This window comes from Bradyrhizobium ontarionense, assembly GCF_021088345.1.
Taxonomy (GTDB): domain Bacteria; phylum Pseudomonadota; class Alphaproteobacteria; order Rhizobiales; family Xanthobacteraceae; genus Bradyrhizobium; species Bradyrhizobium ontarionense.
In genome coordinates, this window is record NZ_CP088156.1 from 7,586,814 (window position 1) to 7,600,231 (window position 13,418).

Consider the following 13,418-nt stretch of genomic DNA (forward strand, 5'->3'; position numbering starts at 1 on the left):
CAGGCGGCAGGTACCACAGGTGCTGCCGGTCATCCGGCATTCCCTGCGCGACGGTCTTCACGCTTATACGCAGTCTCCCTGGTGCGCCGGCTTGTTGGCCACCATGGCGACAATGCGCTTTCGCGCATTGCGCTGGACACCAGCATCGGGGTGTCAGGACGCTGCGACTTCACGTCCGCGAACTGCCGTTCGTCGGCGCGCCCGAAGACACGCTGCGGCATAACGCGGCCATCGCATCCCCGCCTCGCGTGTCGTGACGATCGCGCGCAACGCCCCTCCGCAGTGAGGCGGGATGCGGAGATACAATCATGATTTCCGAAAAATAGCAATAGATTTATTTTTATCAGAAGTCGCTTTGCCGGGATCGGATTTGCCGGCGGTGATCGCGAGATCTCTCCTCGGTCATTCCGGCGGGCTACGCGAAGGCGTGGCGAGCCCGGAATCAATTGCGCCGCGCCATCGGCGACAAGATGGGAGTCCGGGGGCGTGCTGCCGTCTTCGCTCTTCGAGCTATGGTGGACGCGGCGCACGTCCCGGAATCACGGAGGAGAGACCAGCAATCCCCATCGGGCGATGGCGTCGGACTGGCACAGCGCCCTCATGTCAGGGGCGCCGCTTGCGGCGTGGTTCTAATCATCAGGCCCGAATGATCGAGCCAACAAAGTAGCGATATGCGATCGCCCTCCCCGCAAGGGGCAGGGCTATCGCATATGACGGTCCAACTTTGAGTTCGGCTCCCTCCACACCGTCATGGCCGGGCTCCGTCCCACGGCTGTCCGGTTTAGAATGAGTGGACAAGGCGCATGGCGTGGATTCTTCTGCGGTCTTGAGCATCGCCAAATGTTCGAGACACGCCAGGAAGGTCCCGCCATGCGCCACCACAATACTGTATTTCACGCGCTGCAGAAGCTTGTTCCGTGGAGGGATTTCGACCGGCTTGTGGAAACACATCGGGCGAACAAGCGCGTGCGCCGGCTCAGTACCCAGAACCAGTTTCTCGCTCTGCTTTATGGCCAACTGGCTCGCGCGGAGAGCCTGCGTGCCATTGAAGCGTCCTTCGAGAGCCACGCAGCGCGGCTCTATCACGTTGGCGCAAAGGAGGTTTCGCGTTCCACGCTGGCTGATGCCAATGCTCGGCGGCCCTATGAGGTCTTCACCGGGCTTCTGGCCGAGATGATGAAAAGCTGTGAACGGAAGCTGGCAGGTGAAGTCGCGGATGCGGTCTATCTGATCGATTCGACCAGATTTTCCCTGAACTCGCTCAGTGCCGACTGGGCCAAGTTCAGCCGCGGCATCAACTGCTTCAAGCTGCACATCGTCTATAATCCAGATACCGAGAATCCAACCTCGGCTGAGTTGACCGCGGGAAACGTCAACGACATCACCATGGCGAAGTCTCTTCCGATCCGCCTAGGCGCCACCTACGTCTTCGATCTTGGTTACTATGATTACGGCTGGTGGGCCGAGCTCAACAAGCAAGGGTGTCGTCTCGTTACCCGTCTCAAAGCCAATACCAAGCTCAGAAATGTGACCGAGAACAAGATCCCGAAAGACTCTTCCGTCCTGTCTGACCGTGTCGGCCTCCTGCCTGCGAGGCTCGCAGCGTCCCGAAAGAACCCGTTCCAGGATCCTGTCAGAGAGATCAGGATCTCTACGGAAACCGGAAAAATCCTGCGCATCGTCACCAATGATCTCGATGCATCGGCCGATGAAATCGCCGATCTCTATAAGCGCCGTTGGCAGATCGAGCTGTTCTTTCGCTGGGTCAAACATACGCTGAAGATCCGCCACTTTCTCGGAACCTCCGAGAACGCCATTCGCATCCAGATCGCCGTGGCGCTGATCGCTCATCTGTTGCTGCGCGCGACCCATAAGCTGCAAAACAGCGTCAAGAGCCTGCAGACGTTTACAGGTCTGATCACGCAAAACCTCATGCATCGCAAGCGGATCGATCGACTACTCGATCGGCCCCCGCCAGCCAGGCAAGATGACCGCCAGTTGAGCCTAAGTATATGCTAAAAACTAAACCGGACAGCCGTGGGACGGAGCCCGGGCATGACGACGTGGAGGCAGCGTAGCGAAACGACTCAGATCTTCATATGCGATCGCCCTCCCCGCAAGGGGAGGGAGAGGTCGTGCACGTGGGATGCTTAGTTCCGCACGCTGCCGACGGTGGTCGGGACGACCAGAGCGGCGCTGCGGCGGTGGCCGGTGAGCACGGCGAGCTGGAGCGGAGTGGCGGGCATGCCGGCGCGGGTGAGATCGGCCACGGGAGCCTGCTCTTGCGCAGCCGAAGCGCCGACGACGGAGAGCTGATGCGGGGTGGCTGGCAGCGCGCCGACTTCGTAGCTCGGCAGTTCGGCTGCGGCGGCAACGCCGCTCAGCAGCGCGAGGGCAACGAGAGAGCCGGGAATGATGTGCTTGATGGTCATCGGGAGGTCCTTGTGTGACGATGATCGATTGCATCATGTGCAATCGTTTTCGTTTCCTTGGACGCTCCCTAACGTGCTCAGGTTTATATGCGATGCAGCATGATTTGGCAATTCATCGATTGGTGATGCGGTTAACATCGCAGCGCGCGACCCGACTTCATGCGACATGCGAATGGACTCATTCGCGATCTGAAACGACGTGAAATGGAATTGCTCAGAAGCCGGCCGTTTCGAAACAAGATCGCGTGAATCGAGGCGCCGCACGGCGGAGCGATCGGTTCTTGCGCCGAAGCCGGCGCGCCTGGACGCCAGCGGTCGCGGGCTGATGCGGTGTCGCGCAGAACGAGGTCACCCCGATGGGACGTTCGCCGGCCGCTGGGGCGGCCCGCAGGACGACGATGCTGCGACGGTGCTCGGGAGGAGAAGCGTCACGAGGTTCATGGGGAATCGTCGTTTAGAGAACGAGGCTCGACCGCGTTTTGCGCAATCGCTGTTCGCCATCCTGAACGCTTCCCGACGGCGAATCGAAGACCGTCGTATCGGAGCGTGATCTGAGGCGAGAGACGTGGATGACTCGGAGGGACCGGGATTTTCGTTGCTGGGCGTTGCTCCTGCCCTGGACGTCAAGTTCAGCCATACGCCGACCATCTTTCCGCCCGTTCCTGCCAGCTATCCACGATGGTCGACGAGCGATCGTCGTGGATCAATGCGCTCGGGGAGCATGAAGTGCCTGCATCGATATCGCACGACAAGCGACTGCTGAGATTGGCCGTCATCGGATGTTTGCTGCTCTCTTCGGCGGATGCTGGCGCAGCGATCGATGGTCTGGCTGGGACATGGTCCGGAGGCGGGTCGATGACATTGTCCGAGGGGCCGAAGGAGCGCATTCGCTGCAAGGCAACCTACGTGGTCAAAAAGCCGGAGAAATCGATGGGTTTCGAGCTGCGCTGCGCCAGCGATGCCTACAAGATGCTCCTGTCCGCGCAGATCGAGCAGGACGGGACGTCGCTTTCAGGCAACTGGTTCGAAAGCGAGTACCGGCAGGGCGGCAAGATCACGGGGAAGAGCTCCGACGGGCTCATCGAGGCGAGGATCGAAGGCAACACCGTCGCCGCATTCGTGACCATTCGCACCAAAGCCAATCATCAATCATTCATGTTGGAGTCTCCCGGAGCTTGGGCCTCCGAGGTCGCCGTCGAGTTGAGCCGGGATGGGAAATGACGCGCCGAATAGGGCGGAGGGATCGCAAGCGCCCGCTCGGCGCTTGCTGAGCGAGCTTCGCGATCACGATAACCCCGGGTCCTGAGTGCGTGGGGCGGGCAAAGGCGCGCATGCAACGCTACTTGCCGGTGGCGGCGTTCTGTCGCGCGCCGTGCCCACCATGTGGCTCCGCGTGCGTGGCGTGACGGTGGGCACGCGCCGCCTTGCGGGCGGCGCTTTGCCCACCTCACGGGACTCTAGTCGACGAACTCTGCGCGCGTGTAGCCTTGCGCATAGAGCAGCGCGGTGAGATCGCCATGATCGATGCGCGCCGCCGCTGCCGCTGAGACCGCGGGCTTGGCGTGATAGGCGACGCCGAGACCCGCCGCTTCGATCATGCCGAGGTCGTTGGCGCCGTCGCCGACCGCGAGTGTATCGATCTCGTCGAGATCGAAGGATTCGCGCAGCTCGACCAGGGTGGCGAGCTTGGCGGCGCGGCCGAGGATCGGCTCGCGCACCTCGCCGGTGAACCTGCCGGCGTCGACGACGAGCTCGTTGGCGCGGTTCTCCTCGAAGCCGATCTTGGCCGCGATCTGGCGGGTGAACAGGGTGAAGCCGCCCGAGATCAGGCAGGTATAGGCGCCGTTGGCGCGCATGGTCATGACCAGATGGCGGCCGCCCGGCGTCAGCTTGATGCGCTTGGCCAGGACGTCGTCGACCACGCTGACCGGCAGGTCCTTCAGCAATGCGACGCGTTCGCGCAACGCCGGCTCGAACGCGATCTCGCCGCGCATCGCCCGCTCGGTGATGGCTGCGACACGCTTCTTGAGACCGGCGAAGTCGGCGAGCTCGTCGATGCATTCCTGGCCGATCATGGTGGAATCCATATCGGCGAGAAAAAGCTTCTTGCGTCGGAAGGCCTCGGGCTGCACGACGATGTCGATCGGCATGTCGCCGCGCAGGTCGCGCAGCCGCGCCTCGATTTTGTGGACCTCGCCTTCGCCGCCGAACGGGATGTCGATGGCGACCTCGTCGTACAGCCAGCGCGGCGTGCCGGGCGACGGCAGCACGGCCAGGAAGGCCTCCACGATCGTGGTATCAAGCGCGGGATCGGCAGGATTGCAGATGAAGGTGGCGACGAGAGACATCAGGTGACTTCGCAAGGGAGCAACAAAGCGGTGCTTATCGCAGGGCCGACCGCCAGCGGCAAGTCGGCGCTGGCGCTGGAACTTGCGCAAAAAGCGGGCGGGGTCGTCATCAACACCGATTCCATGCAGGTCTACCGCGATCTGAGGGTGCTGACGGCGCGGCCGACACGCGACGAAGAGGCGCAGGTGCCGCACCGGCTCTACGGCCATGTCGATGCCGAATTGAACTACTCGGCAGGCCACTATGTCCGTGACGCCGCAGAGGTTCTCGACGAGATCAGGCGGGCAGGGCGGCTGCCGGTCTTCATCGGCGGCACCGGGCTCTATTTCAAGGCGCTGACGCGGGGGCTGTCGGCAGTGCCGCCCGTGCCGGATGCGGTACGCGATGCCGTACGTCTCCGGCTCGACCGTGACGGGGTCGAGGCGCTGCATGCGGAGCTCGCGATGCGCGATCCCGCTGCGGGCGAGCGGCTGAACGTGCGGGACCGCACCCGCGTTGCCCGGGCGCTCGAGGTGATCGAGGCCACCGGTCGGCCATTGGCCGACTGGCATGCCGAGACGACGCCGCCGCTGCTGCCGGAGGGCAGCTATCAGGCCGTGTTCATCGCGCCGGAGCGCGAGGCGCTCTATGCGCGCATCGACGCGCGTTTCGACGCCATGCTGGACGGCGGGGCATTGGAGGAGGTGGCGCGGCTCGCGGCCCGCGGCCTCGACCCGCTGCTGCCGGCGATGAAGGCCCATGGCGTGCCGGCGCTGATCCGCCATCTCCGCGGAGAGATCTCGCTGGAGGCGGCGGCTGTCGTCGGCAAGGCCGACACCCGCCACTACGCCAAGCGGCAGTTCACCTGGTTCCGGCATCAGCTGCCGGAGTTCGAATGGATGGCGCCGGAGGCGGCGCGGGCGTGGGTGGCGGCGTTGAAAGATTTTTGATATCATGATATCAGATCAATGGAGGTTTCTGATGGCTGACATCCTGATCCGCAAAGTCGACGACGCGACCAAGGAGCTGTTGCGGCTTCGCGCCGAACGGCGCGGCAAGAGCTTGGAAGCTGATCTCCGGGAGACGCTCGAAAAGCTCGCGCGCGAGGAAGCAGAATCGCCGGATGATGCTGAGCCATTTGGCAGTTGGCTGGTCGCGATCTCCCGGCCGGGCATCGATCTGGATGAAGCGCTCGATCAGTTGCGCTCTGCACCGATCCGGCCGGCCGCGCTGGAATGATCCTGCTCGATACCAATGTGATTTCAGAGGCGTTGAAGCTTGCGCCGTCACCCCAGGTCGTCAGCTGGCTCGACTCGAACTTCGCCGGCAGCGCGCTGTCGAGCATCACGATCTTTGAGCTCGGTGCTGGGCTCGCGCTGCTCGATGCCGGCAAACGCAGGGATGCGCTGGAGAATGCGATCGCTCGGACAGTCAGGCGGTTTGGAAGCCGCATCTATGCGTTCGACGCAGCCGCTGCGCAGGCAGCTGCGCGTTTGCTCGCCCAGGCGAGAACGAACGCACTCCCACTACATCAGATTCCCAACAAACTTGCTGACCTGCAGATCGCCGGTATTGCGCGGGCCTATGGTCTCGAGCTCGCGACACGTAACGTCGGCGACTTCGCAGGACTAGGGCTTACGCTGATCAATCCCTGGGAGTGATCAGCAGCGAAAATGACATCTGTGTCGCAATTACCGCTCGCCGAAAGGCAAAATCCGCGTTAACCTGACAAAATCGCGCTGAGCAGCCGGCTTTGCCTTGACATTGGGGCATCGCTGGCTATGTTCGCGCAACCTTTGGGAAGTTCGCTCGGTATCATGCGCAACATTATTACCATTCTCCTTATCGTAGTCGTACCCAGGCGCATCGCCGGGGATGGCTAGCGGCCATCCATGATCCGAGCGGTGCGCAGGGCCTTCCAGGGCCCTTTTTTATTGCCTGGAGCTCAACGACCCGAACTGAACAAGACCCAAACTGAACAAGACCCAGACCGAAGCGATCCGACCAAACGACCCTGAACCAAGCGACCGAACCGAAACGACCGACCCAGACGACACGCCTCTGACAGAAGCGATCCGGAGCCCACCATGACCGACAAGAGCCACGATCCGAACCAGATGACCGGCGCCGCCATGATCGTGCGCGCGCTCATCGACCACGGCGTGCAGCACCTCTTCGGCTATCCCGGCGGCGCGGTGCTTCCGATCTATGACGAGATCTTCCAGCAGAGCGAGGTCCAGCACATCCTGGTCCGCCACGAGCAGGGCGCCGGCCATGCCGCGGAAGGCTATGCCCGCTCGACCGGCAAGCCCGGCGTCGTGCTGGTGACCTCCGGCCCCGGCGCCACCAACATGGTGACGCCGCTGGCAGATGCGCTGATGGATTCGATTCCGCTGGTGTGCATCACCGGGCAGGTGCCGACGCACCTGATCGGCAACGACGCCTTCCAGGAATGCGACACGGTCGGCATCACCCGGCCCTGCACCAAGCACAACTGGCTGGTCCGCAACGTCAACGACCTCGCCAAGGTGCTGCACGAAGCCTTCTACGTCGCGACCACGGGCCGCCCTGGTCCGGTCGTCGTCGACGTGCCGAAGGACGTGCAGTTCGCGACCGGCACCTATCATCCGCCGCGCAAGTCCGACGTCCACGTCTCCTACGCGCCGCGCGTCAAGGGCGACGCGACGCAGATCCGCAAAGCGGTGGCCCTGCTGGCTTCGGCCAAGCGTCCGGTGATCTATTCCGGCGGCGGCGTCATCAATGCCGGGCGGGACGCCTCGAAGCTGCTGCGCGAGCTGGTCGAGGTCACGGGATTCCCGATCACCTCGACCCTGATGGGGCTGGGCGCCTATCCGGCGTCGGGCAAGAACTGGCTCGGCATGCTCGGCATGCACGGCACCTACGAGGCCAACATGGCGATGCATGATTGCGATGTCATGCTGTGCGTCGGCGCGCGCTTCGACGACCGCATCACCGGCCGCACCGACGCGTTCTCGCCAAACTCGAAGAAGATCCACATCGACATCGATCCGTCCTCGATCAACAAGAACATCCGCGTCGACGTGCCCATCATCGGCGATTGCGGCGACGTGCTCGCCGATATCCTGCAGGTGTTCAAGGCCGAGGCCAAGAAGCCCGACACCAAGTCGTGGTGGCAGGAGATCGCCACCTGGCGCGCGCGCAACTCGCTGGCCTACAAGGCGAACCGCGACGTGATCATGCCGCAATACGCGATCCAGCGGCTGTTCGAGCTGACGCGCGGTCGCGACACCTACATCACGACCGAGGTCGGCCAGCACCAGATGTGGGCCGCGCAGTTCTACGGCTTCGAGGAGCCGCATCGCTGGATGACCTCGGGCGGTCTCGGCACCATGGGCTACGGCCTGCCGGCGGCGATCGGCGTCCAGGTCGCCCATCCCGACAGCCTCGTCATCGACATCGGCGGCGACGCCTCGGTGCAGATGACGATGCAGGAGATGTCGACCGCCGTGCAGTACGAGCTGCCGGTCAAGATCTTCATCCTCAATAACCAGTACATGGGCATGGTGCGGCAGTGGCAGCAGCTGCTGCACGGCAACCGGCTGTCGCATTCCTACTCGGAGGCGCTGCCGGACTTCGTCAAGCTGGCGGAAGCCTATGGCGGCGTCGGCCTGCAGGTGAGCAAGCCCGGCGATCTCGACGGCGCGATCAAGGAGATGATCTCGGTCAAGAAGCCGGTGCTGTTCGACTGCCGCGTCGCCGCGCTGGAGAACTGCTTCCCGATGATCCCCTCCGGCAAGGCGCACAACGAGATGATCCTGCCGGCCGAGGCGTCCGATCCAGCCGCGGCGTTCGCCGGCGGCAAGGCGCTGGTGTGAGGACGGGCTGTGAAGACGGCGCCAACCAAAAACTCCGCTGTCATCGCCCGGCTTGACCGGGCGATCCAGTACGCCACGGCCATCGTGGGTCTCACGACGGCCGGCGTGTACTGGATGCCCGCCTGCGCGGGCATGACGACTGTTATGAGGAGGCGGTCGTGTTCACGCTAGCCGAGCTGGAGCAGGCCCACGCCATCGTCGCCGCCGCGGTGCCGGCGACGCCGGCGCATGCGTGGCCGCTGCTGAGCTCACGGCTCGGCACTGATGTCGTCGTCAAGCACGAGAACCACACCCCGGCCGGCGCCTTCAAGGTGCGCGGCGGGCTCGTCTATGTCGATAACCTCAAGCGGACGCAGCCCGATGTGCGCGGCCTGATCACTGCGACGCGCGGCAATCATGGCCAGAGCGTCGCGTTTGCCGGCCGCCGCAACGGCCTGCCGGTGACGATCTATGTTCCGCGCGGCAACTCGGTCGAGAAGAACCGCGCGATGGCCGCGTTCGGTGCCGAGCTGATCGAGCACGGCAGCGACTTCCAGGAGGCGCGTGAGGAAGCCGGCCGCCACGCTGCACGCGAGTCCTTGCAGATGGTGCCGTCGTTCCATCCGGATCTCGTGCGCGGCGTCGCGACCTACGCGCTGGAGCTGTTTCGAACGGCGCCCGATCTCGACGTGCTGTACGTGCCGATCGGGCAGGGCTCCGGCATCTGCGGCTGCATCCTGGCGCGCGATCTGCTGGGACTGAAGACCGAGATCGTCGGCGTGCAGTCGACGGAAGCGCCGTCCTACGCGCTGTCGTTTGCCGCGCGCACGGTGGTGACGACCAACAGCGCCGACACCAGCGCCGATGGTCTGGCGACCCGCAGCCCCGATGCCGATGCGCTCGCGATCATCCTCAAGGGCGCCTCGCGCATCGTCCAGGTCAGCGATGCCGAGATTGCGGACGCCGTCCGCATCCTGTGGACCGACACCCACAACCTCGCCGAAGGCGCCGGCGCCGCGCCTCTGGCGGCCGCGCTGCAGGAGAAGCCGAAGCTCGTCGGCAAGCGCGTAGGCCTCGTGCTGTCGGGCGGCAACATCGATCTCGATCTGTTCAGGCGCTGGGTGATGCCGGCGGCCGCTCCTGCAGAAGCGGGGGCCGCATGAAGCGCATTCAGCTCACCACACACACCGTTGTCATCGCCCGGCTCGACCGGGCGATCCAGTACGCCGCGGCCACCGTGAGACTCACGGCTGCGGTGAGTACTGGATGCCCGCCTGCGCGGGCATGACGGAAGAGGGATAAAGGGGACACCAATGAACCAGCCAGCATCGGCCTATTTCCTCGAAGACCGCCAGGATCCGAACGAGACGCATACACTCTCGGTGCTGGTGCAGAACGAGCCGGGCGTGCTCGCCCGCGTGATCGGCCTGTTCTCGGGCCGCGGCTACAACATCGAGAGCCTCACCGTCTCCGAGACCGAGAGCCAGAAGCATCTGTCGCGCATCACCATCGTGACCACCGGCACGCCAATGGTGATCCAGCAGATCAAGCATCAGCTCGACCGCATGATCCCGGTCTATCGCGTCGTCGACATGACCTTGACCAAGCGGGCGATCGAACGCGAGCTCGCGATGGTCAAGGTGCGCGGCACCGGCGAGCCCCGCGTCGAGGCGCTGCGGCTGGCCGATGCGTTTCGTGCCCGCGTCATCGACGCCACCACGGAAAGCTTTGTGTTCGAGATCACAGGCAACACCGACAAGATCAATCAGTTTATCGATCTGATGCGTCCGCTCGGCCTGGTCGAGGTCTCCAGGACCGGCGTTGCGGCGATCGGGCGGGGACCGGAGGGGATGTGAGCCATGCTGGCGCGCGACTGGTACTACAACGAACGGAACCGGATCGGGCTGGATAACGCGGTCGCCGCGATCTATGGCTCGGGCGACGATGCCGACCAGCGCGCCCGCGCCGCGCTGAAGATGCTCGGCGTCAAGCCCGGCTGGCGGGTGGCCGATGTCGGCTGCGGCAATGGCGTGCTGGCGACCGAGGCGGCGCTGATGGGGGCCGTCGTTGACGCCATCGACATTGCTCCGGCGATGCTCGCGCTGACCAGGATCTACACCCGCGACCGCCGCGCCGCGGTGCGCACGCAGCCCGCCGGTCTGCTGTCGTTCGCCTATCAGCCGAATTCCTATGACCTCATTGCCAGCGAGTTCACGCTGCATCATTTGCCGGATTTCTGGAAGGCGGTGGCGCTGGCGCGGATCTTCGCCGCGCTGAAGCCCGGCGCGCAGTTCTTCCTGCGCGACATCGTCTATGTCAGCATGCCCGACGGCGCCGAGCGCGGCGTCGAGCAATGGGCCGATTTCAACATCAAGAACCACGATCTCGCCCGCGACAGCGTCATCACCCATATGCGCGACGAGAACTCGACCTTCGCCTGGGTCATGGAGCGGATGCTGGCCGAGGTCGGCTTCACCATGGTCTCGGCCGACTACCACGCGCCGATGCACGCCACGTATGTGCTGCAGAAGCCGGCGGAGCAGGGCTAGCAATGAACGATTCGTGGGTGGCGCACGCTGTTGCGCAGCAGACGGTGCGCCCCCTCTCCCCGTTCTTACGGGGGCGCGACGAGCTTCGCTCGCGCTGTGAGGGCTGGGGTGAGGGGCAGCCGCACGGGGAGTGTTCGTGGAGAGACCTGTACCCCCTCACCCGGTTTGCATCTCGCGATGCAAACCGACCTCTCCCCGCAAGCGGGGAGAGGTTAAAGCGCCCGCGCCGCGACAGACGGGCATACCTCACCTACGCACGGGGCCTCAGGAATAGTCTCAGTGCGGCGAGAGCATACTGAATGTCCCAGCAGCTCCTCATCGCCTTCGTGACCTTCGCCTTCGTCATGTCGTTCACGCCGGGGCCGAACAACATCATGCTGCTGTCGTCCGGCGTCACCCACGGCTTCCGCCGCACGGTGCCGCACATGATGGGCGTCAGCTTCGGCTTCGCCTTCATGGTCGGCGCGGTCGGCTTTGGTTTGGCCGCGGTGTTCATCGGCTACCCTGTGCTGCAGACGGTGCTGAAATATCTCGGCGCCGCCTACCTGATCTATCTCGCGGTCGCGATCGCGCTCTCGGGCTCGACCAGGCCCGACGAGAACCGTACGCACGGTCCGATGTCGTTCTGGGGTGCGGCGTTGTTCCAGTGGGTCAACGCCAAGGGCTGGGTGATGGTGATCAGCACCATCACGGCCTATGCCGCGATCGCCAGCTTCCCTGCCAACGTCGCGCTGCAGGTCGCGATCAGCTTCGTCATGGCCGTGGGCTCGACCATCACTTGGACCCTGTTCGGGACAGCCCTGCGGCCGCTGCTGAGCTCCGAACGCGCGGTGCGCGCCTTCAATGCCGTGATGGCGGTGCTGCTCTTGGCCTCGCTCTATCCCGTGTTCATGGACGCATGAGGGAGGTCGGCGCCATGCGAGATCGGGGTTTCCATCCACGCCCAAAATGCTCTAGACACGGGCCGGATTTCGTCCGGGCCCGGCCGCCCGTGCCTCACCCAAGCTTCTGATTGTCCAGCCAATTCCGGCCATCTCGAAGAGGAAACGACAATGCGTGTTTATTACGATCGCGACGCCGATCTGAACCTGATCAAGGGCAAGAAGGTCGTCATCGTCGGCTACGGCGCCCAGGGCCACGCCCACGCGCTGAACCTGAAGGATTCCGGCGTCAAAGAGGTGGCGATCGCGCTGTACAAGGGCTCGAGCTCGGCCAAGAAGGCGGAGGCCGCGGGCTTCAAGGTGATGGAAGTCGCCGAGGCCGCGAAGTGGGGCGATCTGGTGATGATGCTGACCCCGGACGAGCTGCAGGGTGACATCTACCGTGGGCACCTGCACGACAACATGAAGCAGGGTGCGGCGCTGGTGTTCGCGCACGGCCTCAACGTCCACTTCAACCTGCTCGATCCGCGCGCCGATCTCGACGTGCTGATGATCGCGCCGAAGGGCCCCGGCCACACCGTCCGCTCGGAATACCAGCGCGGCGGCGGCGTGCCCTGCCTGATCGCGATTGCCAAGGATTCCTCCGGCAACGCCCATGACCTCGGCCTGTCCTACGCCTCTGCGATCGGCGGCGGCCGCGCCGGCATCATCGAGACCACCTTCAAGGAGGAATGCGAGACCGACCTGTTCGGCGAGCAGGCGGTGCTGTGCGGCGGCCTGGTCGAGCTGATCAAGGCCGGCTACGAGACGCTGTGCGAAGCCGGCTACGCGCCGGAGATGGCCTATTTCGAGTGCCTCCACGAGGTGAAGCTGATCGTCGACCTGATCTACGAAGGCGGCATCGCCAACATGAACTACTCGATCTCCAACACCGCTGAATATGGCGAGTACGTCACCGGCCCGCGCATCATCACCGCCGAGACCAAGGCGGAGATGAAGAAGGTGCTCGGCGACATCCAGTCCGGCCGCTTCGCACGTGACTGGATGCTGGAGAACAAGGTCAACCAGACCTCGTTCAAGGCGACCCGCGCCAAGCTTGCCCAGCATCCGATCGAGGAGGTCGGCGCCCGCCTGCGCGACATGATGCCCTGGATCAAGAAGGGCGCGCTGGTCGACAAGAGCAAGAACTGAGATCGCCCCCCGCGATCGAATCCGAGATCGATGGCGAGAGCCCGCGGTCTCGGCGATCCCAGCGGGACGACCGGAGAATCGAAAACGGCGGGCCGGGGCCCGCCGTTTTTTGTTTTTTGCGGGAGATTCAGGTCCGGTTAGGACAGCGCGCACCGTAGACGTGAACGAGAGCCTGCTGACGCACGAGATCAGTGACGTGGC

The 13,418-nt window shown here is 64.2% G+C and carries 13 protein-coding genes; 11 read left to right on the forward strand and 2 right to left on the reverse strand.

Annotated features, from left to right (window positions below; all coding sequences use genetic code 11):
* Positions 1-870: 870 nt before the first annotated feature.
* Positions 871-2,019: an IS4 family transposase gene (locus LQG66_RS33300; protein ID WP_231327783.1), complete on the forward strand. Its 1,149-nt coding sequence runs from the start codon at positions 871-873 to the stop codon at positions 2,017-2,019.
* 131 nt (positions 2,020-2,150) lie between these two features.
* On the opposite strand, the gene LQG66_RS33305 is transcribed toward LQG66_RS33300, so the two are convergent.
* Complete coding sequence (locus LQG66_RS33305; protein WP_231320030.1) at positions 2,151-2,432, reverse strand: hypothetical protein; 282 nt, start codon at positions 2,430-2,432, stop codon at positions 2,151-2,153.
* Positions 2,433-3,110: 678 nt separating this feature from the next.
* Here LQG66_RS33305 and LQG66_RS33310 point away from each other — a divergent pair.
* Positions 3,111-3,653 (forward strand): hypothetical protein, encoded by a 543-nt coding sequence (locus LQG66_RS33310; protein ID WP_231320031.1) that lies wholly within the window; start codon positions 3,111-3,113, stop codon positions 3,651-3,653.
* 236 nt (positions 3,654-3,889) lie between these two features.
* Here the strand turns inward: LQG66_RS33310 and serB are convergent, their stop codons facing one another.
* Positions 3,890-4,780 (reverse strand): phosphoserine phosphatase SerB, encoded by an 891-nt coding sequence (gene serB, locus LQG66_RS33315; RefSeq protein WP_231320032.1) that lies wholly within the window; start codon positions 4,778-4,780, stop codon positions 3,890-3,892.
* 3 nt (positions 4,781-4,783) lie between these two features.
* Between serB and miaA the strand changes: the two genes are divergently transcribed.
* The 9 genes from miaA to ilvC all read left to right on the forward strand — a co-directional run bounded on the left by miaA (position 4,784) and on the right by ilvC (position 13,217).
* Positions 4,784-5,710, forward strand: a complete 927-nt coding sequence (gene miaA / locus LQG66_RS33320; RefSeq protein ID WP_231320033.1) for a tRNA (adenosine(37)-N6)-dimethylallyltransferase MiaA — start codon at positions 4,784-4,786, stop codon at positions 5,708-5,710.
* Positions 5,711-5,741: 31 nt separating this feature from the next.
* On the forward strand, positions 5,742-5,999 hold the full coding sequence (locus LQG66_RS33325) for a FitA-like ribbon-helix-helix domain-containing protein (RefSeq protein ID WP_231320034.1): 258 nt from the start codon (positions 5,742-5,744) through the stop codon (positions 5,997-5,999).
* Positions 5,996-6,421 (forward strand): PIN domain-containing protein, encoded by a 426-nt coding sequence (locus LQG66_RS33330; protein ID WP_231320035.1) that lies wholly within the window; start codon positions 5,996-5,998, stop codon positions 6,419-6,421. Before LQG66_RS33325 ends, LQG66_RS33330 begins: the two co-directional genes overlap by 4 nt.
* A gap of 426 nt (positions 6,422-6,847) precedes the next feature.
* On the forward strand, positions 6,848-8,617 hold the full coding sequence (locus LQG66_RS33335) for an acetolactate synthase 3 large subunit (protein WP_231320036.1): 1,770 nt from the start codon (positions 6,848-6,850) through the stop codon (positions 8,615-8,617).
* A gap of 158 nt (positions 8,618-8,775) precedes the next feature.
* Positions 8,776-9,759, forward strand: coding sequence for a threonine dehydratase (locus LQG66_RS33340; protein WP_231320037.1), 984 nt, complete (start codon positions 8,776-8,778; stop codon positions 9,757-9,759).
* Between the two features lie 150 nt (positions 9,760-9,909).
* On the forward strand, positions 9,910-10,452 hold the full coding sequence (gene ilvN, locus LQG66_RS33345) for an acetolactate synthase small subunit (protein WP_231320038.1): 543 nt from the start codon (positions 9,910-9,912) through the stop codon (positions 10,450-10,452).
* Positions 10,453-10,455: 3 nt separating this feature from the next.
* Complete coding sequence (locus LQG66_RS33350; protein WP_231320039.1) at positions 10,456-11,145, forward strand: class I SAM-dependent methyltransferase; 690 nt, start codon at positions 10,456-10,458, stop codon at positions 11,143-11,145.
* Positions 11,146-11,444: 299 nt separating this feature from the next.
* On the forward strand, positions 11,445-12,047 hold the full coding sequence (locus tag LQG66_RS33355) for a LysE family translocator (RefSeq protein WP_231320040.1): 603 nt from the start codon (positions 11,445-11,447) through the stop codon (positions 12,045-12,047).
* Between the two features lie 150 nt (positions 12,048-12,197).
* Positions 12,198-13,217: a ketol-acid reductoisomerase gene (gene ilvC / locus LQG66_RS33360; protein ID WP_231320041.1), complete on the forward strand. Its 1,020-nt coding sequence runs from the start codon at positions 12,198-12,200 to the stop codon at positions 13,215-13,217.
* Positions 13,218-13,418 lie beyond the last annotated feature (201 nt).